A 20,368-nucleotide genomic window follows, 5' to 3' on the forward strand; every position below is an offset into this window, starting at 1 on the left:
GCGATGAGCAATCCCTTCGATGACGACGACGCGCAGTTCTACGTACTGGTGAACGAGGAGGCGCAGCATTCGCTGTGGCCGATCTTCGCCGCCATCCCCGGTGGCTGGACCATCGCGCACGGACCGGCGCAACGTCGTACCTGCCTCGACTACGTCGAAACCCATTGGACCGATATGCGCCCCAAATCCCTGGCCGACGCCATGGCCACCGAGGTCGACTGATTCGGTTCGAAAATCTCTGCGGCCCAACAACTCCGCAGTAAGGACTCGGGGCGCGAGCGCGCCCCGTGCGGCGGTCCCGGCGCATTCACTGGTGATCCAGGCGAACAGTTTTCGGGGGTCTGTCCGCGAACGAAGAAAGGAAACACATGACCACTCCTCCTGCTACCGATCCCACCGGCGGCGTCGACATCGGCGGCATCCTGACCACCCTGCTCAAGTTCCTGAGCGGTGGCTCGACCGCCAGCTACACCCCGCACTGATCCGTAGCCCCCCAACACCTTTCGAAAGGAAAACACAATGCTCAGTGGCAGCGGCTTCACCGACCTGCTCATGGCTTTCGCCCACCTGGTCGGCTCGGGTTCATCCACCTCGGTAACCCAGCCCACCCCGCCGGTGACCACCCCGGTCGTCTAGGAGCCCAAATGTTCTCTGGCAGCATGGTTAACGACCTCTTCGCCACCCTGGCCAAGATGCTCGGCACCGGCTCCTCCTACACCTTCCCGCCGCAATAGCGACCGGAAAGGTCGTGAGGCCGCCAGCGCGCAACGCCCTGGCGACCCCACATTCCACCTGAATAAGCGCCGCGATGTACCGTTCCACCACTCCCTGCCGGACCGGTACATCGCGGCGTCCAGGCATTGTGAGTATCTCAGCTACCTCGCTCCGGTAGTCCCGCTCGCGCCGATCGATACAGTGCGGTGATATCCGCGCATCGGATAGCGGCGGTCGATGACATCGAATGCGCCGGGGCGCCGGCATTTGCGGAGTTCCCGATCCCGGCGTCCGGGCGGCCCGCGATACCCGATATTTGCAACCGATTGGTATCTAATACGGACGCGGTTTTCGGCGGTATCCGGCCCTCGCTCGTGTGGAAGTTCTCGCGGTGTGTCGACCGATTCGTGCGCGAGTCGCGGTGCGCAACCGGATAATTCGGACATCTTATGATGTGGTGGTTTGCGCCGCGGCCGATCGGGTTCGACATGATTCCGCATGTCGGTCCGGCATTCCGGCCGGATAGCGGTTCCGAAAAGTGGAGCTTTATTCTTCGGCGAATTCGACTCACCCCCTTCACTTCCTGCATCCGCGAATGTTTGGCAAATATATTTGTGCGGAAGGCAAGGCATAGTCGCCGCGAAACAGGCCCGGAAGTGTGGGAGCGAATACTTTTCGATAGCGCGCAACGAAGGGATTTCCAATGATGACGGTTACGGAATCCACTGAGCAGCCAGCGGTCACGGAGAGGAACACCATGAGCCGGAGCATTACGGTCGAGCCGCGTACCGTCGGTCTCTACTGGGACCGCGACGGTGATATCTGGCAGCGCGAGGAAGCCGGTTGGCGCCTCATTCTGCAGAGCGGCGTCGCCGTTGATCCGATCTCATTGTGGGAGTGGGAGGACGGGCACGTGGCCGACTACGCGCCGTTCACCCCGATGTCCGTCTTCACCCCGGCATAAGACCCCGCCGGTGCGGCGCGGTTACGCTCGCGCCGCACCGAAGAGGGTGACCTCCATCAGCCGGATCACCCTTTCCTGCGGGCAGATTCGCGGATCGTCACCGAAGACGCGCCCCATATCGACCACCAGTCCGAACCCGGCGTGCACCAGGATTCTGGCCTCGCCCTCGGACAGTTCCGGGCGCACCGCAACCAGCAGCCGCACCCATTCGGCCACGATCAGCCGCTGCACATTGCGCAGCATGGTGCGCTCATCGGGCGAAACATGGCTGAACTCCGCGTAATACACATAGGTCAGCTCGCGTTCGGCGAATGAGCCCGCGACATAGAGGTCGACGAGCTTGCCGAGCGCCTCGGCCGGAGTCGCGGATGACGACACCGCCGGTCCGATCGCCCCGGACACCCGATCGGCCGCGCGCCGGAAGGCCGCCGCCAGCAGATCACCCTTGCTCCGGTAGTACCGGTACACCGCCGACGCCGCGGACAGATCGGCCGCCGAGGCGATGTCCTCCACGCTCACATTGGGGTATCCGCGCTGATGGAAGAGCTCGACGGCCTTCTTCAACAGCAACTCGTGCTTGAAGGACTGCGGGATCTCGGTGGCCCGCGGCAGGCTGGCATCGGTGCCGGGCGGCGGTAGTTCGGCGGCGATGAGCGCATCGCAGGCCGAATGCAGCAACGCGGTCAACGCTTTCACCGGCAGCGCCGCGTGATGGTCGCCGATACTGCTGACCACGCTGAAGATGGCCACCGCGCGCACCGCGCGATCCTGTTCGTCCAGCTCCGGTCGCACCGCCCCGATGAGATCGCGCAGCACCTTCAGCGCCGCGGTGAACTGATCGGACAGCGTCTGCCGATCGGCGTCGTCGAGGTACCGCTGCTCCCAGCGCAACAGGGTGACGGTGGCGCGATTGGCGATGGTCTCGGCGATGATCCGATCCAGCACGCTCGACAGTCGTGCGGCCGGATCCAGGCCCTCGGTGTCCTCCGGCGGCGTGGTCGCGTCGACGGTGAGCTGACCCAGCCGCAGCAACTCCTCGCGGAACAGCGCGTACTTGCTCGGGTAGTGCCGATACAGTGCGGCCGAGGAGATTCCGAGTCGCGCGGCGATATCCTCCATGCTCACCCCGTGATAGCCGAGCGAGCCGAAGGCGGCCGCCGAGGTGGCGGCGATCTGGGCGCGCCGGTTCTTCGGGCGGCGGCGGATCACACGCTGCTCCTCGACATTCATGCCCGTAATGGTAGTCACCAGGTCTTTTGCCGCCCTGCCGGGTTGGGGAGCGTTGTGCTTGCAGGCGAAAGCACAAGGCGCTCACCCGATTCGGCGTTTCGCACGCGTTTCGTTCTACGATCGGCGGCCCATCTCGTAGGCTGCGCAGAGGTTAGGGCGAGATCAGGATGGAGCCGGCATGCGCACGGTCGATGTTCAGCGCACGATCCGGGCTCCACTCCCGGATGTCTTCGACTGGCTCACCGATGCGACCAACTATCAGCGCGTACCCATGGTCCGCCGGGTAACCCTGGTCCGCCCCGGCAACACCACCGGTCACGGCGCCGGAGCGGTCCGGCTGATCGTGACCCCGCTCATTCGCCTCACCGAAGAGATCGTGGAGTACGAGCCCCAGCGCCTCATGCGTTATCGACTCCTGAAATCCGTTCCGCCACTGCGACATCAAGAAGGTTTCATAGCTTTCGAGGAGGTCGCCCGCGGCACCCGCGTGCGCTGGTTCTCCACCTTCGAAATCGCCTCGCCGATGTGCGGCGGTCTGGCCACCACCCTGTTCCTGCCCGTCATCCGAGGCGGATTCCTCATGGTGCTGCGCACCGCCGAACGCGAACTTCGCGGTGCCTGAACACAATTCGAGCGCACTCGGGGTGTAGATCACACCAGGGCGGCCACGGCCATGCGGCGCAGCACCGGCCGGGCGCGGGTCGCGGTCGCGGCCGGAGCGCTGTGCGGGGTGGAGTTGATCAGGCCGAAGATCGCGTGCGCCTGCACGCGGGCGGTCGCCTCGGGGAGGTCGGGCCGGACTTCGCGCAGTACGGCGACCCAGACCTCCACGTATTGGCGCTGGGTGCGGCGGACCTGGCGGCGCGCGGCTTCGGGCAGGTTCTCCAGATCGCGATCCTGGATGCGAATGAGTTCCGGCTCACCCAGGGCGAAGTCGAGGTGGAAATCGATCAGCGCGTCCAGCGCCTCTGCGGGTGTGGTGGCCGCCGCCGCGACCGCCCGGCCGCCGTCGAGCAGTCGCTGACTGATGCCGACCAGCAATTCCACCAGCAGCGCTTCCTTATTGGGGAAGTGGCGGTAGACCGCCGGGCCGCTGATGCCCGCCGCCGCGCCCAGATCGTCCAGGCGCATACCGAGGAAGCCGCGGTCCGCGATCAGCCGCGCGCCCGCGTCCAGCAGCTGCGCGCGCCGCTGCGCCTTCAACTGTTCGCGCCGGGTGAGCGGCGCTGTCGTCAGCGCGGCGCGGGTCGTCGCGGCGGTTTCGGCCGGTGCCGAGGGCACGGTTTCAGCGCTGTTCACCGTGGCTCCCTCCTGCGGTTCTGGACAACTCAGTTAGTGAAGATTATCTTACATTTGAGTTATTGGTGATTAACCGAGCCTGAGGATGACGTCATGACGGTGGCTGGGGAGGTGCGCTCCGGGAACCGGGCCGCGCATCACGCACTGGTCGAAGAGCTGCGCGAGCGCTTGGCCGTGAGCGCGCTGGGCGGACCGGACAAGGCCCGCGAGCGGCATCTGGCCCGCGGCAAACTGTTACCGCGGCAGCGGGTGGATCAGCTGCTCGATCCCGGCTCGCCGTTCCTGGAGCTGTCGCCGCTGGCGGCCACCGGGCTGTACGGCGATGAATGCCCGGGCGCGGGCGTGATCGGCGGTATCGGCCGGGTCTCCGGGCGCGAATGCGTGATCATCGCCAATGACGCCACGGTCAAGGGCGGCACCTACTACCCGATGACGGTCAAGAAGCATCTGCGCGCGCAGGAGGTGGCGCTGCAGAACAATCTGCCGTGCGTCTACCTGGTCGACTCGGGCGGTGCGTTCCTGCCCAAACAGGATGAGGTCTTCCCCGATCGCGAGCACTTCGGCCGCATCTTCTTCAATCAGGCGAATATGAGCGCCAAGGGGATCGCGCAGATCTCCGCGGTCATGGGCTCCTGCACGGCGGGCGGCGCGTACGTCCCCGCCATGAGCGATGAGACCGTCATCGTGCGCAATCAGGGCACCATCTTCCTGGGCGGCCCGCCGCTGGTTAAGGCCGCCACCGGTGAAGTGGTCACCGCCGAGGAACTGGGCGGCGGCGAATTGCATTCGCGCACTTCCGGTGTCACCGATCATCTGGCCGAGAGCGATCAGGACGCACTGCGTATCGTGCGGAACATCATCGCCACGCTCGGCCCGAAGACGCCGACGCCGTGGGAGGTCCGGCCCACGGTCGACGCCATCGCGCCGCAGGATGAGCTGTACGACATTGTCCCCGTTGATCTCCGGACGCCCTACGACGTCCGCGATGTCATAACCCGCATGGTCGACGGCGGCGAATTCGCCGAGTTCAAGGCCGAATACGGCCGCACCCTGGTCACCGGCTTCGCGCACATCCACGGCCATCCGGTCGGCATCGTGGCCAATAACGGCGTGCTGTTCGCCGAATCCGCCATGAAGGGCGCGCATTTCATCGAACTCTGCGATAAGCGCAAGATCCCGCTGCTGTTCCTGCAGAACATCACCGGCTTCATGGTCGGCCGCGATTACGAGGCGGGCGGTATCGCCAAGCACGGCGCGAAGATGGTCACCGCGGTGGCCTGCGCACGGGTGCCCAAGCTGACCGTGGTCATCGGCGGCTCCTACGGCGCGGGCAACTACTCCATGTGCGGGCGCGCGTATTCGCCGCGCTTCCTGTGGATGTGGCCGAACGCGCGCATCTCGGTGATGGGCGGCGAGCAGGCCGCCTCCGTGCTCGCGACCGTGCGCGGCGATCAGCTGGACGGCTCCGGCAAGCCGTGGTCGGACGAGGATCAGGAGGCGTTCAAGGCCCCTATCCGCGATCAGTACGAGGCGCAGGGCAATCCGTACTACTCCACCGCCCGGCTCTGGGACGATGGCGTCATCGATCCCGCCGATACCAGAACAGTTGTCGGCCTGGCGCTTTCGGCGTGCGCGCAAGCGCCGCTGGAGGACGTCTCCTACGGCGTCTTCAGGATGTGATCGCCTTGATGAACAAAGCTCACCCCGTCGCCTTCGATACGGTGCTGGTCGCCAATCGCGGGGAAATCGCGGTGCGGGTCATCCGCACCTTGCGCGCCATGGGAATTCGCTCGGTCGCGGTGTACAGCGATGCCGATGTGAACGCCCGGCACGTGCACGAGGCCGATATCGCGGTCCGGCTCGGGCCGGCCCCGGCTCGCGAGTCGTATCTGGATATCGCCAAGGTGGTGGACGCGGCGGTGCGCTCGGGCGCGCAGGCCGTGCACCCGGGCTACGGATTCCTCTCGGAGAACGCGGCTTTCGCGGCGGCGCTGGACGCGGCCGACATCGTCTTCCTCGGTCCGCCCGCCCGGGCCATCGAGATCATGGGTGACAAGATCGCCGCCAAGAACGCGGTCTCCGCGTACGGCGTCCCCGTGGTGCCCGGTATCGCCCGCCCCGGTCTCACCGATGCCGAATTGATCGAGGCGGCAACGGAAATCGGCTATCCCGTGCTGGTCAAGCCGTCCGCCGGTGGTGGCGGCAAGGGTATGCGCCGGGTCGAGGATCCGGCGCTGCTGCCCGAGGCCCTGCTCAGCGCGCGCCGCGAGGCCGGTTCGGCCTTCGGTGACGACACCCTGTTCCTGGAGCGATTCGTGAACCGCCCCAGGCATATCGAGGTGCAGATCCTCGCCGATGAATTCGGTCAGGTGCTGCATCTGGGCGAGCGCGAATGCAGTCTGCAGCGCCGCCACCAGAAGGTGATCGAGGAAGCGCCGTCACCGCTGCTGGACCCGCGCACCCGCGCCCGCATCGGCGCGGCGGCCTGCAATACCGCGCGCAGCGTCGACTACGTGGGCGCGGGCACCGTGGAATTCATCGTCTCGGCCGATAAGCCGGACGAGTTCTTCTTCATGGAGATGAATACCCGGCTGCAGGTGGAGCATCCGGTCACCGAACTGGTCACCGGCGTGGATCTGGTGGAATGCCAGGTGCGCATCGCGGCCGGGCAGAAGCTGGCGGTCAGCCAGGAGGACATCAAGCTGACCGGGCACGCCATCGAGGCGCGCGTGTACGCCGAGGATCCGGGTCGCGGCTTCCTGCCGACCGGCGGCACCGTGCTCGCGCTGTCCGAGCCGGAAGGCAAGGGCGTGCGGGTGGATTCGGGTCTGCGCGCCGGAACGGTGGTCGGCACCGACTATGACCCGATGCTGTCCAAGGTCATCGCGCACGCGGGGGATCGCGCCACCGCGATATCGAAACTCGATGCGGCGCTTCGTGATACCCAGATTCTGGGCGTGCGGGACAATATCGACTTCCTGCGCTTCCTGCTCGCGGACACCGATGTGCGGGCCGGAAATCTGGATACCGCCCTGCTGGACCGGCGGGTGGTCGATTACGCCCCGCCGGTGGTGTCCGATGCCCAATTCATCGCCGCGGCAGCGGATCTCTGGTTGCGCCGGTGGCCGAGCGCGTCGGGCGATCTGTGGGCGACGCCGAACGGCTGGCGGATCGGCGCGCACGCGCCCACCGTATTCCGGCTCACCGGCGGCGATCGCACCGCGCACGTCTATCTCTCGGGCACGCCCGGCGCTGCGCTGGCATGGGTGGAAGACGGCGAAAAGCATTCCCTCACCGCCACTTCCGATGCCGAATGGCTCACCCTCACCCTCGACGGCCTGCGCACCCGCTACCGCGTCGCCACCGGTGACGGTCAGCTCTGGGTGGCCGACGCCACCGGCGTCGCCCAGCTGCGCGAGGTCGCCGAGGCCGATATCCGCGGTGGCGGCGAACACGTCGGCGATGCCGAAATCAAGAGTCCCATGCCGGGTTCGGTCATCGCCGTGCCCGCGGTACACGGCAGCGAGGTCGAGGCCGGGGCCCCGATCGTCATTGTCGAAGCCATGAAAATGGAGCACGCCCTCACCGCCCCCGTGGCCGGTCGGGTGGAGGTGCTCGTCGAGCCCGGTGCCCAGGTCAAGCTGGAAGAGCTGCTGGCCCGCATCATCACCGCCGATTCCCAGGAGAACACCGCGTCATGACCGACTTCCTGTCCACCGGAACGCTGCCGGACGAATATCGCGAACTGGCGCTCACCGTCCGCGATTTCGCCAATCAGGTGGTGGCCCCGGTCGCCGCGAAACACGATGCGGAGCACAGCTTCCCGTACGAGGTCATCGCGGGCATGGCGGATATGGGCCTGTTCGGCCTGCCGTTCCCGGAGGAGTTCGGCGGTATGGGCGGCGACTACTTCGCGCTCTGCCTGGCCCTGGAGGAGCTCGGCAAGGTCGATCAGAGCGTGGCCATCACCCTCGAGGCCGGTGTCTCGCTGGGGGCCATGCCGATCTACCGCTTCGGCAATGACAAGCAGAAGCAGGAGTGGCTGCCGCTGCTCGCCAGCGGGCGCGCGCTCGGCGCGTTCGGGCTCACCGAACCCGGCGCGGGCAGTGACGCGGGCGGCACCCGCACCACCGCCGTTCAGGACGGCGACAGCTGGATCATCAACGGCAGCAAGCAGTTCATCACCAATTCGGGCACCGATATCACCCGGCTGGTGACCGTGACCGCGGTGACCGGCACGACCGAGGGCAAGAAGGAGATCTCCACGATCATCGTGCCCGCCGACACCCCCGGATTCGTGGCCGAGCCCGCGTACAACAAGGTCGGCTGGAACGCCTCGGACACCCATCCGCTGAGCTTCACCGATGTGCGCGTCCCGGCCGAGAACCTGCTCGGCGAACGCGGCCGCGGTTACGCCAACTTCCTGCGCATTCTCGACGAGGGCCGGATCGCCATCGCCGCGCTGTCGGTCGGCGCGGCACAGGGCTGCGTGGACGAGAGCGTCAAATACGCCAAGGAGCGTGAGGCGTTCGGCCGCCCGATCGGCAGCAATCAGGCCATTGCCTTCAAGATCGCCCGCATGGAGGTGCGCGCGCATATGGCCCGCACCGCCTACTACGACGCGGCCGCGCTCATGCTGTCCGGAAAGCCGTTCAAGAAGCAGGCGTCGATCGCGAAACTCGTGGCCAGCGAGGCCGCCATGGACAATGCCCGGGACGCCACCCAGATTTTCGGCGGCTACGGCTTCATGAACGAATATGCTGTGGCACGGCACTATCGCGACAGCAAGATTCTCGAGATCGGCGAGGGCACCACGGAGGTGCAGTTGATGCTTATCGGGCGGGAGCTGGGTCTGTGACCGAACAGGATTCGCAGGCGCGCCGGATCGTTCAGCGCGGCCTGTGGTTCGAGGAGTTCGAAACCGGTGTGGTGTACGAGCACCGGCCCGGCCGCACCATAACCGAAGCCGACAATGTGCTGTTCACGACGCTCACCATGAACACCCAGGCGATGCATCTGGACGCGGCGTTCGCGGCCACCCAGGAGCCGTTCCGGCAGGTGCTGGTGAACTCCATGTTCACCCTGTCCACCCTGGTGGGCCTGTCGGTGGCGCAGCTGACCCAGGGCACCATCGTGGCCAATCTCGGCTTCTCCGAAATCGCCTTTCCCAAACCGCTTTTCCACGGCGACACGCTGTACGCCGAAACCGTGGTCACCGACCTGCGGGAATCCAAGAGCCGTCCCGGGGAGGGCATCGTGACCTTCGCGCACACCGGCCGCAATCAACACGGGGACGTGGTGGCGACGGCCGTCCGCAAAACCCTGGTGAGAAAGCAGAAATAGATGAGCTGGGAGCTGCCCGGACCGGCGTGGCTGTTCTGTCCCGCGGATCGCCCCGAGCGCTACGCCAAGGCCGCCGCCGCGGCCGATGTGGTGATCATCGATCTGGAAGACGGTGTGGCCGAAGCGGATAAGGCGGCCGCCCGCGAGGCGCTGATCGCCACCCCGCAGGATCCCGAACGCACCGTCATCCGGGTGAACGCGGCGGGCACCGTCGAGCACATGCTCGATCTGGACGCCCTGCTGCGCACCGAGTACCGGCGGCTCATGCTCCCCAAATGCGAATCGGCGGAACAGATTACCCGGCTGGCCGATTACGAGGTGATCGCGCTCATCGAATCCCCGCTGGGCGCGATGGCGGTCGGGCGAGCGGTCATGGTGCGCAATGCCATCGGCGTCATGTGGGGCGCGGAGGATCTGGTCGCGGCGCTGGGCGGCAATTCCAGCAGGCACGCCGACGGCGGTTATCGGGATGTGGCGCTGCATGTGCGGTCGCAATCGCTGTTGGCGGCCAAGGCATATGGCAAATTCGCCTTGGACTCGGTGTTCCTGAATATCCCGGATCTGGATGGGCTGGCGGCGGAGTCCGAGGACGCGGTCGCCGTCGGCTTCGACGCCAAGGTCGCCATTCATCCGAATCAGATTCCGGTCATCCGGCGCGCCTACGCACCGGTGCCCAAGGAAGTCGATTGGGCGCAAAGGCTTTTGGCCGAGGTGCCGAACCATCGGGGTGTGTTCACCTTCGAGGGCCGCATGGTGGATATGCCGGTCATCCGGCATGCCGAGCGAATCGTGCAGCGCGCGCAGGTCGCGGACAGCGCCGGATTCGCGTCGTAGGAGGTAGTGCAGGTGGAACCACAGTGGATGCCGACCGCGGCCGATATCGCCGGGGCGCGGGTCACCGATTTCGCGGCGTTCGTGACGGCGCGGACGGGAGAATCGTTTCCGGACTACCACTCGCTCTGGCAGTGGTCGGTCGACAATGTGGCGGGCTTCTGGGGTGCGCTCTGGGACTATTTCGAACTGGGGGAGCGCACCGGTGCGGTGCTCGTCTCCACCGAAATGCCCGGCACCAAATGGTTTCCGGCGGCGCAGCTGAACTATGTCGAACAGGTGGTGCGGCAGGCGCGCACCGATCGGCCCGCCATTCTCGGCGTGGACGAGGACGGCAGCGTCATCGAGCTGTCCTGGGCCGAATTGCTGAGCGGCACCGCGGCTTTCGCCCGTGCCCTGCGGGAACTCGGTGTGGGCCGGGGTGATCGGGTCGCGGGCTATCTGCCGAATATCCCGCAGGCCGTGATCGCGTTCCTGGCCACGGCCAGTATCGGAGCCGTCTGGAGCGCCTGCGGTCAGGACTATTCCGCGCAGGCCGCGCTGGACCGGCTCGGTCAGCTGAAACCCAAGGTGCTGGTCACCGCCGACGGCTATCGCTTCGGCGGCAAGGACCACGATAAGACCGCCGATATCGAGGCGCTGCGGGCGGGGTTGCCGTCACTGGCCGCCACCGTGCTGGTATCGCGCATCGGGGCGACCCTGCCCGATGTACTCGCCTGGGATGAGCTGCTCGACGCACCCGGTGGCGAAATCGATATCGCGCCGGTGGATTTCGAACATCCGCTGTGGGTGCTGTACTCCTCCGGCACCACCGGCAAACCCAAGGGCATCGTGCACGGTCACGGCGGGGTGCTGCTGGAGCATTTGAAAGCCGTTGCCCTGCAATCCGATATCGGGCGCGACGACACCTTCTTCTGGTACACCAGCCCGAGCTGGATGATGTGGAATTTCCAGATCGCCGGATTGCTGGTGGGCGCGACCATCGTCACCTACGACGGCAGCCCGTCCGCGCCGACCACGGATGCGTTGTGGGCCATAGCCGCTCGCACCGGCGCGACGGTGGTGGGCACCAGCCCGGGCTATGTGCTGGCCTGTATCAAGGCGGGGGTGGTACCGCGCCGCGATCACGATCTGTCGGCGCTGCGCATGGTCGGCATCACCGGTTCCTCGCTGCCGCCGTCCTCCTCACTCTGGTTGCGCGACAACGTCGGTGAGCATATTCCGGTCGCCTCCATCAGCGGCGGCACCGATGTGGTCTCGGCCTTCATCGGCGGTGTGCGCACCGTCCCGGTGTGGCCCGGTGAACTCTCCGCCCCCTACCTTGGTGTGGCCTTGGACGCCTGGGATGAGAAGGGCCATCCGGTGCGCGGTGAGGTCGGCGAACTCGTCATCACCAAACCGATGCCCTCCATGCCCGTGCACTTCTGGGACGATCTCGACGGATCCCGTTACCACGACGCGTATTTCGATATGTACCCCGGCGTCTGGCGGCACGGCGACTGGATCACCGTGAACGACCACGGCAGCATCACCGTGCACGGCCGCTCCGATTCCACCCTGAATCGGCACGGGATCCGCATGGGCAGCGCCGATATCTACCAGGTCGTGGAGGCGCTCCCCGAGGTGGCCGAGGCGCTGGTCCTGGGCATCGAACTCCCCGAGGGCCGTTACTGGATGCCGCTGTTCGTGGTGCCCGCCCCCGGCGTGGAACTCACCGATGAGGTCAAGGCGCGCATCAACGCCGCCATTCGCGCCGAGGTGTCGCCGCGGCACGTCCCCGACGAAATCATCGCCGCCCCCGGCATTCCGCACACCCGCACCGGCAAGAAACTCGAAGTCCCGCTCAAGAAACTCTTCCAGGGCGCGGAACTATCCAGGGTGGTGGCCCCCACCGCGGTGGACGATCCGGCATTGCTGACCTGGTATGCGCAACATACCCCGCCGAAATAGCGGAAACCCGAACAATTTTCCGCAATCGACGACCCGGCCGCTCAATGCGCGCCGGGTAACCGCCGTCGTCCGGAACACACTTCGGACGCCAAATCCTCATAGCCGACGGCCAATTCGGCCAGCCTTTCCCAAATGCGGGTCAATTCCGGCCCGGAAGCATGGGCGAGCGCCTCATAGGCGTGCGCCGTCAACTGCGCGAGCCGGTCGATAACCGCCCCCATGGTCTCGGTATGCACCCGCGCCGCCCCATGTGAAGGTGGCAGCCGCGAGGTGACCCAGCAATCGATGCTGTGCACCAATTCATCTCGCAGACTATCGAGTTCACCGCAGACATCCGGCCCGGCAGCCATCTTCCGCCCGTGCAACTCCGTCAATTCATGAGCCGCACTAAGTACCGGATGCCCCGGAAAGCCGGACCCCCGGCAAGCCAGCAAAACCTGCCTCTTACTAGGAAGCGTATCCCGCATCGCAACCCCTCCTCATCCGAGAACTGCGAATTCCGAGAACGCTATTCCCTCAAAATGACCACCTCGTAACCTCCACCCCAACACCCCATTTCGCGATCATCCGAATGGTGCGGACGCCGGGGTGAGCTGTCATGCGTTCCGGCCGCGCAGCGCGGATTCGGGTTCGGCCGCCGCCAGCACCCGGGCGGCCTCGCGGCCCGCATTGGTATTCGGCAGTCCCGCACGCGATCCCGCCAGCTTGGCGCGGATGTGGTCGGCGACCGTCACCGGCTCGTATTCGCTGCCGTCGCCGACGCAGGACGGCAACGTCTCGATGAGCGCGTCGATATTGCCGTCGTGGAAATACGCGGCGCTGCGCCGGCGCTGAATCGTGCCGTTCACGATCGGCGGCTTGACCCGGTGCAGCGTGGACAGCCAGCGCTCATTGGTCCAGCGGGCCATGAGATCACCGAGATTCACCAGGAGAGCGCCGTCGGCGGGCTGTACGTCATGCCAGCGGCCGTCCGCGCCGAGCACCTGCAATCCGGGTGCCTGATCGGCCCACAGCACGGTGACGATGCCGTAGTCGGTATGTTCGCCCATCCCGATCAGATCGCCGTCCAGATCGACGGTGCCGGGCGGGAGCGCGTAATTGTTCATGCGCAGCACATCGAGGGAATGATCGGTATAGCCACCGAAGTACCCGGCGGGCAGTTCGAGCGCATCGGCGAAGGCGGTGGTGAGGGTGCGCGCCACCCGCGCGGCCTCGGCGTAGTACGCCTCGACGGGCGCTCGATACCCCGGAACCTCCTGCGGCCACACGTTTTCCGCGTAGTCGGCCGCCGGTAGATCCAGACCCGGGTAATCGGCGAGCGATGCGCCGATATTGAACGCCTCGAAGAAATCGTTCATCCGGGTCGCCGATTCCACCCCCAGGCTCAAACTCAAGCTCTCGCTCTTGGGCGGCGAATAGCCCCGATTGATCTCGGGCGGAGTGCGATACCGCTTCTTGGTCTCCAGATCCAGGGCGAAGAACTCGTCCAGCGCATCGGCGAATCCGTCGATCACCGATCCGGGCACCCCATGCCCGACGATCTGCATGAACCCGACCGTACGAGCGGCCTCGTCGATCCGCCGTGCGACGGCGCGCCGGGTTGTGGCGTCCCCGCCGCCGACGTACGGCGCGATATCGATGATCGGCACGTGAAAATCCATGGAGACGTCCGTCCCGCCGTAGTGATAGGTCAGGCGATCAGATTCTCCCACCCGTGTTCCCGCGGTGTGTGGACGCTATTACGCCTGTGGGTAGGTGCCGCTGCGTGGACCGCGCAATTCGGTGAGCATGTCGCGAAATTCATCATCGTTGTCGGTGGTCGGCGGGATCTGCAGCGCTATGCCATCGCAGTACGAGCCGTACCAGCGGTCAAGCACCGTCGGCAGATCGGCGTAGACCGCTTCGGGGACAAGGGTTTCCAGTACTTCATCGGTCAGGATGGCGGGCAGATCGGTCCATGCGCCGGCGTGCGCGGCGGCGCTCAGGCGATCGGCGGTCTCGGGATGGCCGACCAGGTCGAGGGTGCCCCGGTAGGCCGGGGTGGAGTAGAGGAAGGCCAATTCCGAGCGCAGCCGCTCGCGGGACTCCGCCAGGGATTCGGCGTCGGGACCGGTGATCATTTTGGGGACCACGATGATTCGGGGGCCGCCGTCGGTGCGCCGGGCTCGCTGCGCGCCGATGTGGAGGGCGGGCAGCACCCGATCGGCGAGGGAGAGCGGATGTGAACCCGTCGGGTGGGCCACGAAGCCGTCCGCCGCCGCCCCGGCCAGCTCGCACATGCGCGGGCCTACGCCGCCCATCCAGAGGGACGGCGGGGTCACGTCCAAGGGACCGGGGTTGAAATATGGCTGCAGGCGGGTGAATTCGTAGTGCGAGCCGTGATGGTCCAGGCGCGAGCCGGTCTGGAAGGACTCGAAGATGGCGCGGAGGGCGGCGGCGTAGTCGCCCAACTGGGCTACCGGATCGGTCCAAGGGGTGGAGTAGCGGCCGACTATATTGCCCCGGACCTGGGAGGCGATGCCGAGCTGGAAGCGGCCGCCGGAGAAGCGGGCCAGATCCCAGGCGGCGTAGGCGGTGAGCATGGGGCTGCGGGGGAAGGCGACCACCATGCTGGTCCGGATGGTCAGGGCGGTGCTGTGTTCGGCCGCGAGGGCGCAGACGCCGAAGGGATCGCGCACGGTCTCGGAGATGTGCACGGTATCGAAGCCCAGGGCCTCTATCCGGCGGATTCGTGTCGCCACCTCCGACAGGGGTGTGTCGGCGGGTAGCGATGTCACGAGTTCCATGACGGTCCTTCGGGATCGGCGCGGCTACCGGGCTCGGCGCGCGGAAGCCGCTCGATCCTGTCAGACCGCGTGGGCGGCTCGGTGCTCGGACTCCAGGGTCAGGCTGCCGTCGACCATGCGGTGCACGGTGTCCATCTGATGCAGGTGCGCGCGATCGTGCGTGACCAGCAGGGTGGCGGCATTGTGCTCGCGGGAGATGCGCACGATCAGGTCGATGATGGCCGCGCCGCGCTCCTGGTCGAGGGAGCTGGTCGGCTCGTCGATGACCAGCAGGGCTGGATTGTTCATCAGGGCGCGAGCGATATTGACGCGCTGGCGCTGACCGCCGGAGAGCTGGGCGGGACGCTTGTTCTCCTGACCGGCGAGGCCGACCGCGTCGAGGAGTTCCCTTGCGTGCGAACGGGCTTCGCGGCGACGGGCGGGGGAGACGAAGAAGGTCTGCCCGAGATGGACCATGGCCTCCAGCTGTTCGAGCGCGGTCAGCGCCGGAACCAGATTGGATTGCTGGAACACGATGCCGATGGAGTTCCGCCGCAGGGTGGTGGCGTCGCGACGGCTCAGCTGCGCCAGATCCACCGTGCCACCGGAGGTTTCGAGTTCGATACGCCCGGAGTCGGGGCGGATGAGCGTCGACACCGTGGCCAGCAGCGTGGATTTCCCGGAGCCGGACGGCCCGGTGATGGCGGCGATCTCGCCGCCGCGCACCGCGAGGTTCACCTGCTTCAGCGCGGTGATGCGCTCGCCGCCGTCCGGGAAGGTGAGGGTGAGGTCGGCGACCGTGAGGGCGTTGGTCATCGCAAAACTCCTGGGGGACAAGGTGATCAGCGCGCCTGGTTGAGGGCGGTGAGCGGATCGGTGGTGGCGAGGAAGCGCAGCGCGAAGGCCGCGCCGAGCAGGCCGAGCAGAATCAGCGCGGCCGCGGGGAAGAGCGTGGTGCTCACGCTGAGCACGAAAGGCAGTGCGTCACCGAGGAATAGGCTCGCCAGCGCGGTGATCCCCACGCCGACACCGACACCGGCGACCAGCACCACCAGCGCCTGCCCCAGCGCATCCCGGACCAGTGAACCGGTGGTCGCGCCGAGGGCTTTCAGCGTGGCGATATCGGGTGTGCGCTGCACGGTCCACACCGTGAAGAACGCGCCGATCACCAGCGCCGAAATCGCGAACAGCATGCCCGTCATCAAGGTCAGCGAACCGTTCTCGGCCTGATACGAACTCATGGCCGACAGCGAACCCTTGGACGAGGTCGTGGTGGTATGCGCCGCCGCGTTGATCGCGGACTCGTCGTGCACCCCGGAGACCGCCATGATGGTCGCCGCGCCCGAGCGCGGATTGAGCGTCTGCCAATCGCCGAGCGTCATCCACACCACCGGGGTGTGCGCGTACCAGTCGTCCTCGGTCACGCTCCGTACGGTGAAGTTCCCCGCGCCCAACGCGACGGTGTCACCCGGCCCGGCCTCGAGATCCTTGGCGGCGGCCTTGGACAGCACCACCTGCCCGGTATCGGTTGCCACGCGATTGCCGAACGGCGTCCCCTGCACCCCGAACAGTGCTACTTGCGCGGGGGAGGCCCCATCGTGCGTGGCCCGGGTGCGGCTGATGCCGATCGGGTCGACGGTCCCGTCCGATCCGGCGGCGGACTGCCAGGCCCGCACCTGCTCATCGCTGAGCGTGGAGGAGTCGAAGGAGGCCGCCGACCCGGTGTCCGCGAAGACGACCGTGCCGGTCTGCAGTGATTGAATGGCCGAAATGTTTTGGTGCCCGAGCCCGGCGGTCAACCCGCTCAAGAAGCTGACGAGCAGCGCGACCATGGTCACCACGAGGGCAATGAGCAGGAAGCGGCCGCGGGCGGCCCGCAGATCCCGGAGTGCTACGAACATGACTCCACTCTGGTGCGGATGCCCGGTGAATCCATCGCGCCGCGGGACGAATCCGGCCCCAGCCAACGGTGGTCCGGCGTTTCCTACTTTCGATGGATGCCGGTGCGGTTGCCCGGCATAAGCTGGTCGACGTGCATCGATCGCCCCTCACCCCCGTCCTTTCCGCCGTGCAGCTCGGTCTGCACGCGCTGGTGGTGGCGCTGACGGCGGTGGTGGCGGCGCGGGCCATCATCGCCGACGCGCACCCCTATCTGGTGGTGGTGCTGTCCGGGGCATTCCTCGGGGTCTACTTCGCCGGTGGCCTGTTCCGCCGCAGGCTGGTGGCCGCGCGGGTGTGGCTGGTGTTGCTGACCGTGCTGTGGCTGGTGCTGGTGGCCTTCGTGCCCGAGGCGGTCTATCTCGTCTTCGGCCTGTTCTTCCTGTATCTGCATCTGCTGCCCCGTAACTGGGGCCTGGTGGCGGTCACCGTCACCACGGTGGTGTCGGTGGTCGGCTTCGCCCTGCATCGCGGCTGGACCTTCGGCGGCATCATCGGCCCGCTGCTGGGCGCGCTGGTGGCGGTCGGCATCGGCCTCGGCTATGAGGCGCTGTTCCGCGAGGCCGCCGAACGCCAGCGCCTGATCGACGAATTGCTCACCACCAGAAACACTCTCGCGGAACAGGAGCGCACCGCGGGCAAGATGGCCGAGCGCGAACGCCTGGCCCAGGAGATCCACGACACCGTTGCCCAGGGCCTGAGCAGCATCCAGTTGCTGCTGCACGCGGTGGAGCGCGCTGCCCCGGATCACCCGGCACTGGCCAAGATTCGGCTCGCACGCGAAACCGCCGCCGACAGCCTGGTCGAAACCCGCCATCTCATAGCCGAACTCACCCCGGCCGCCCTGGAGGGCCAATCCCTCGCGGGCGCGCTCACCCGAATCACGCAGCGCGCCACCGCCCCCGGCCTGCACGCCGAAATGCTGGTCGAGGGCGATCCGCACGCGCTGCCCATGCCCATCGAGGCCGCCCTGGTACGCATCGCGCAGGGCGCGGTCTCGAATGTGGTGCGGCACGCGCAGGCGCAGCGTATGCGGGTCACCCTCACCTACGCCGGTGACGCCGTCCACCTGGATGTGGTCGACGACGGCATCGGCATCGCTCCCGAGGTGCTGGCCCAATCGCCTTCCGGCAGTTTCGGTCTCACCGCCATGCGCAATCGAGTGGAGCAGCAGGGCGGCACCATGGAGGTGGAGTCCGAACCCGGTCATACCGCCGTCACCGTCTCGTTCCCGCTGGAGGAGCAGTGACTTCCGCTGGAGGACGAATGATTCGCATCCTGCTCGCCGACGATCACGCCATCGTGCGCGCGGGCCTGCGCGCCCTACTGGATTCCGGTGCGGCGGAAAGCGATTCCGGTGCGGAGATCGATGTGATCGGCGAGGTCGCCACCGCCGAGGAGGCCGTCGCGTTCTGTTCCACCACCCGGGTCGATCTGGTGCTGATGGATCTGCGCTTCGGCCCGGGCAAGTCCGGTGCGGACGCCACCGCGGCCCTGCGCGAACTGCCCGATCCGCCGAATGTGCTGGTGGTCACCAACTATGACACCGACGCCGATATCCTCGGCGCCATCGAGGCGGGCGCGGTCGGCTACATCCTCAAGGACACCCCGCCCTCGGAATTGCTGGCCGCGGTCCGTTCAGCGGCCGAAGGTGAGAGCGTGCTGTCCCCGTCGGTGGCCTCGCGGCTGATGACCCGCGTCCGCAAACCCGACACCACGCTGAGCCCGCGCGAGATCGAGGTGCTCCGGCTGGTCGCGGACGGGCACTCCAATCGTGAGATCGGCCGCCGCCTGTTCCTGAGCGAGACCACGGTGAAATCGCACCTCGTGCACATCTACGCCAAGCTCGGCGTGAAATCGCGGACCTCCGCCGTGGCGCGTGCTCGCGAACGCGGGGCCATCTGACCCTACGGTGGGTTCATGGCTTCCCTCTCCGATCCCGAAGTGCGCGAATTCCTCTCCGAAGGCACCCGCACCGGCAAGGTCGCGTTCATCGCGGCCGATGGACGTCCGCTCGTCACCCCGGTCTGGTTCGTCCTCGATGGTGACGCCGTCGTTTTCAATACCGGTGCGACCTCGGCCAAGGGCAGGTCCATCGCTCGCGACGGCCGCCTGACCATGGTCGTCGATCTCGAGGCCGCCCCCTACGGCTACGTCCAGGTGCAGGGTAAGGCGGAGGTCTCCGAGGATCTGGGCGAACTGGTGCGCACCGCCACGCTCATAGGCGCTCGCTATATGGGAGCGGACCGGGCCGAGGAATTCGGCAAACGCAATGGGGTCGCGGGTGAGCTGGTGGTGCGCCTGGTGCCCACCAAGGTGACCGCCGCCTTCAACGTCAGCGACTGAGACCCGTCCGCACGCCCGGCCCCGGGGGTGCGAGACGGCGGCGGGCCGGGGCAATGCCAGACTCGGCGGCATGACTGTGCACTTCATCGGGGCCGGACCCGGAGCCGCGGACCTGCTGACGGTGCGCGCGGTGGGTCTGCTGCGCGAGTCGCCCGTCTGTCTCTACGCCGGGACCTATCTCGACCCCGAGGTGCTGGCGCACTGCGCGCCCGATGCCGAACTCATCGATACCCAGGGCCTGGATCTGGATCGGATCATCGAGCACTGCGTGCGCGCCACGGCCGCGGGCAAGGATGTCGCCCGGCTGTGTTCGGGTGATCCGTCCATATATTCGGCGCTATCCGAGCAGACCGGCAGGCTGGACGCCGCCGGTGTGCCCTGGGATGTCACCCCGGGCGTTCCCGCCTACGCGGCCGCGGCGGCGCTGCTGGGCACCGAACTGACGGTCCCCGAGCTGACCCAGTCCGTCGTACTCACGCGCACGCAGGCGCGTTCCACCGCGATGCCCGACTCCGAGGCGCTGTCCAACTTCGCCCGCACCCGCGCGACCCTGGTATTGCATCTCGCTATCACCCGCATCCGAGCCCTCGCCGATGAGCTGATTCCCGACTATGGGAACGACTGTCCGGTCGCGGTCGTCTACCGGGCCAGTCAGCCCGATCAGCTGGTCCTGCGCGGCACGCTGACCGATATCGCGGACCGCGTCGAGGCCGCCGATCTGCGTCAGGCGGCGGTCATCCTGGTCGGTCGCGCACTGGCGAAATCGGTGGATTGCGCCCAGTCACACCTCTATGACCCCGCCCGGGACAGGACGCATATCACTGGCTGAGACCGCGAAATGCGGTGATAGTTCGCAGCTATGGTGCTTCTTCGTTAGGGGTTGCAAGCTGCCGGTAGATTGGTCCGGGTGTTCAGCAGCATTGTGCCGATAGCGGCCGGAAGTCCATTGGACGTTCGTACGCCCATGTAACAAGTTCGGTCGACTGGG

General features: G+C 66.8%; 20 protein-coding genes. 13 read left to right on the plus strand and 7 right to left on the minus strand.

What is annotated here, in order from left to right:
• Positions 1–3: 3 nt before the first annotated feature.
• Both ACFC4D_RS24760 and ACFC4D_RS24765 read left to right on the plus strand, forming a co-directional pair.
• On the plus strand, positions 4–222 hold the full coding sequence (locus ACFC4D_RS24760; protein WP_375964537.1) for an MbtH family protein: 219 nt from the start codon (positions 4–6) through the stop codon (positions 220–222).
• A gap of 1,249 nt (positions 223–1,471) precedes the next feature.
• A complete protein-coding gene (locus ACFC4D_RS24765; protein WP_364642617.1) occupies positions 1,472–1,678 on the plus strand; it encodes a hypothetical protein in 207 nt (68 codons plus the stop codon).
• Positions 1,679–1,699: 21 nt separating this feature from the next.
• Here ACFC4D_RS24765 and ACFC4D_RS24770 read toward each other — a convergent pair whose 3' ends face one another.
• Positions 1,700–2,908, minus strand: a complete 1,209-nt coding sequence (locus tag ACFC4D_RS24770; protein ID WP_376066858.1) for a TetR/AcrR family transcriptional regulator — start codon at positions 2,906–2,908, stop codon at positions 1,700–1,702.
• A gap of 178 nt (positions 2,909–3,086) precedes the next feature.
• On the opposite strand from ACFC4D_RS24770, the gene ACFC4D_RS24775 reads away from it, so the two are divergent.
• Positions 3,087–3,530, plus strand: coding sequence for an SRPBCC family protein (locus ACFC4D_RS24775; RefSeq protein WP_364642611.1), 444 nt, complete (start codon positions 3,087–3,089; stop codon positions 3,528–3,530).
• 29 nt (positions 3,531–3,559) lie between these two features.
• Here the strand turns inward: ACFC4D_RS24775 and ACFC4D_RS24780 are convergent, their stop codons facing one another.
• Entirely contained in the window at positions 3,560–4,144 is a 585-nt protein-coding gene (locus tag ACFC4D_RS24780; protein WP_376066966.1) for a TetR/AcrR family transcriptional regulator, read from the minus strand.
• Positions 4,145–4,300: 156 nt separating this feature from the next.
• On the opposite strand from ACFC4D_RS24780, the gene ACFC4D_RS24785 reads away from it, so the two are divergent.
• The 6 genes from ACFC4D_RS24785 to ACFC4D_RS24810 are packed head-to-tail and all read left to right on the plus strand — an operon-like array spanning position 4,301 to position 12,331.
• Entirely contained in the window at positions 4,301–5,887 is a 1,587-nt protein-coding gene (locus ACFC4D_RS24785) for a carboxyl transferase domain-containing protein (RefSeq protein WP_364642608.1), read from the plus strand.
• An 8-nt stretch (positions 5,888–5,895) separates the two neighbouring features.
• The gene (locus ACFC4D_RS24790) at positions 5,896–7,908 is read left to right on the plus strand and encodes a biotin carboxylase N-terminal domain-containing protein (protein WP_376066862.1); all 2,013 of its coding nucleotides are present in this window, start codon (positions 5,896–5,898) and stop codon (positions 7,906–7,908) included.
• The gene (locus ACFC4D_RS24795; RefSeq protein ID WP_364642602.1) at positions 7,905–9,065 is read left to right on the plus strand and encodes an acyl-CoA dehydrogenase family protein; all 1,161 of its coding nucleotides are present in this window, start codon (positions 7,905–7,907) and stop codon (positions 9,063–9,065) included. The genes ACFC4D_RS24790 and ACFC4D_RS24795 overlap by 4 nt, the downstream gene beginning before the upstream one ends.
• Positions 9,062–9,550 (plus strand): MaoC family dehydratase, encoded by a 489-nt coding sequence (locus tag ACFC4D_RS24800; RefSeq protein ID WP_364642599.1) that lies wholly within the window; start codon positions 9,062–9,064, stop codon positions 9,548–9,550. The genes ACFC4D_RS24795 and ACFC4D_RS24800 overlap by 4 nt, the downstream gene beginning before the upstream one ends.
• Positions 9,551–10,384, plus strand: coding sequence for an HpcH/HpaI aldolase/citrate lyase family protein (locus ACFC4D_RS24805; RefSeq protein ID WP_376066866.1), 834 nt, complete (start codon positions 9,551–9,553; stop codon positions 10,382–10,384). It abuts the gene before it with no gap.
• Positions 10,385–10,411: 27 nt separating this feature from the next.
• The gene (locus ACFC4D_RS24810) at positions 10,412–12,331 is read left to right on the plus strand and encodes an acetoacetate--CoA ligase (protein WP_376066969.1); all 1,920 of its coding nucleotides are present in this window, start codon (positions 10,412–10,414) and stop codon (positions 12,329–12,331) included.
• Between the two features lie 41 nt (positions 12,332–12,372).
• Here the strand turns inward: ACFC4D_RS24810 and ACFC4D_RS24815 are convergent, their stop codons facing one another.
• From ACFC4D_RS24815 to ACFC4D_RS24835, 5 genes are all read right to left on the minus strand, one after another.
• A complete protein-coding gene (locus ACFC4D_RS24815) occupies positions 12,373–12,681 on the minus strand; it encodes a DUF4254 domain-containing protein (RefSeq protein ID WP_375964552.1) in 309 nt (102 codons plus the stop codon).
• Positions 12,682–12,927: 246 nt separating this feature from the next.
• Complete coding sequence (locus ACFC4D_RS24820) at positions 12,928–13,992, minus strand: isopenicillin N synthase family dioxygenase (RefSeq protein ID WP_376066972.1); 1,065 nt, start codon at positions 13,990–13,992, stop codon at positions 12,928–12,930.
• Positions 13,993–14,070: 78 nt separating this feature from the next.
• Positions 14,071–15,117 (minus strand): LLM class flavin-dependent oxidoreductase, encoded by a 1,047-nt coding sequence (locus ACFC4D_RS24825; protein ID WP_376066869.1) that lies wholly within the window; start codon positions 15,115–15,117, stop codon positions 14,071–14,073.
• 60 nt (positions 15,118–15,177) lie between these two features.
• Positions 15,178–15,912 carry an ABC transporter ATP-binding protein gene (locus ACFC4D_RS24830; RefSeq protein WP_375964557.1) on the minus strand — a complete coding sequence of 245 codons (735 nt, stop codon included), beginning with the start codon at positions 15,910–15,912 and terminating at the stop codon, positions 15,178–15,180.
• A 26-nt stretch (positions 15,913–15,938) separates the two neighbouring features.
• A complete protein-coding gene (locus ACFC4D_RS24835; protein ID WP_376066871.1) occupies positions 15,939–16,997 on the minus strand; it encodes an ABC transporter permease in 1,059 nt (352 codons plus the stop codon).
• A gap of 131 nt (positions 16,998–17,128) precedes the next feature.
• Here ACFC4D_RS24835 and ACFC4D_RS24840 point away from each other — a divergent pair, with 131 nt between their 5' ends.
• From ACFC4D_RS24840 to cobM, 4 genes are all read left to right on the plus strand, one after another.
• On the plus strand, positions 17,129–18,283 hold the full coding sequence (locus ACFC4D_RS24840; protein ID WP_376066873.1) for a sensor histidine kinase: 1,155 nt from the start codon (positions 17,129–17,131) through the stop codon (positions 18,281–18,283).
• 17 nt (positions 18,284–18,300) lie between these two features.
• Complete coding sequence (locus tag ACFC4D_RS24845; RefSeq protein WP_364642570.1) at positions 18,301–18,939, plus strand: response regulator transcription factor; 639 nt, start codon at positions 18,301–18,303, stop codon at positions 18,937–18,939.
• Between the two features lie 15 nt (positions 18,940–18,954).
• Positions 18,955–19,380, plus strand: coding sequence for a PPOX class F420-dependent oxidoreductase (locus tag ACFC4D_RS24850; RefSeq protein WP_375964565.1), 426 nt, complete (start codon positions 18,955–18,957; stop codon positions 19,378–19,380).
• 70 nt (positions 19,381–19,450) lie between these two features.
• Positions 19,451–20,209, plus strand: coding sequence for a precorrin-4 C(11)-methyltransferase (cobM, locus tag ACFC4D_RS24855; RefSeq protein ID WP_375964568.1), 759 nt, complete (start codon positions 19,451–19,453; stop codon positions 20,207–20,209).
• Positions 20,210–20,368 lie beyond the last annotated feature (159 nt).

Source organism: Nocardia sp. NPDC056000, assembly GCF_042269265.1.
Taxonomy (GTDB): domain Bacteria; phylum Actinomycetota; class Actinomycetes; order Mycobacteriales; family Mycobacteriaceae; genus Nocardia.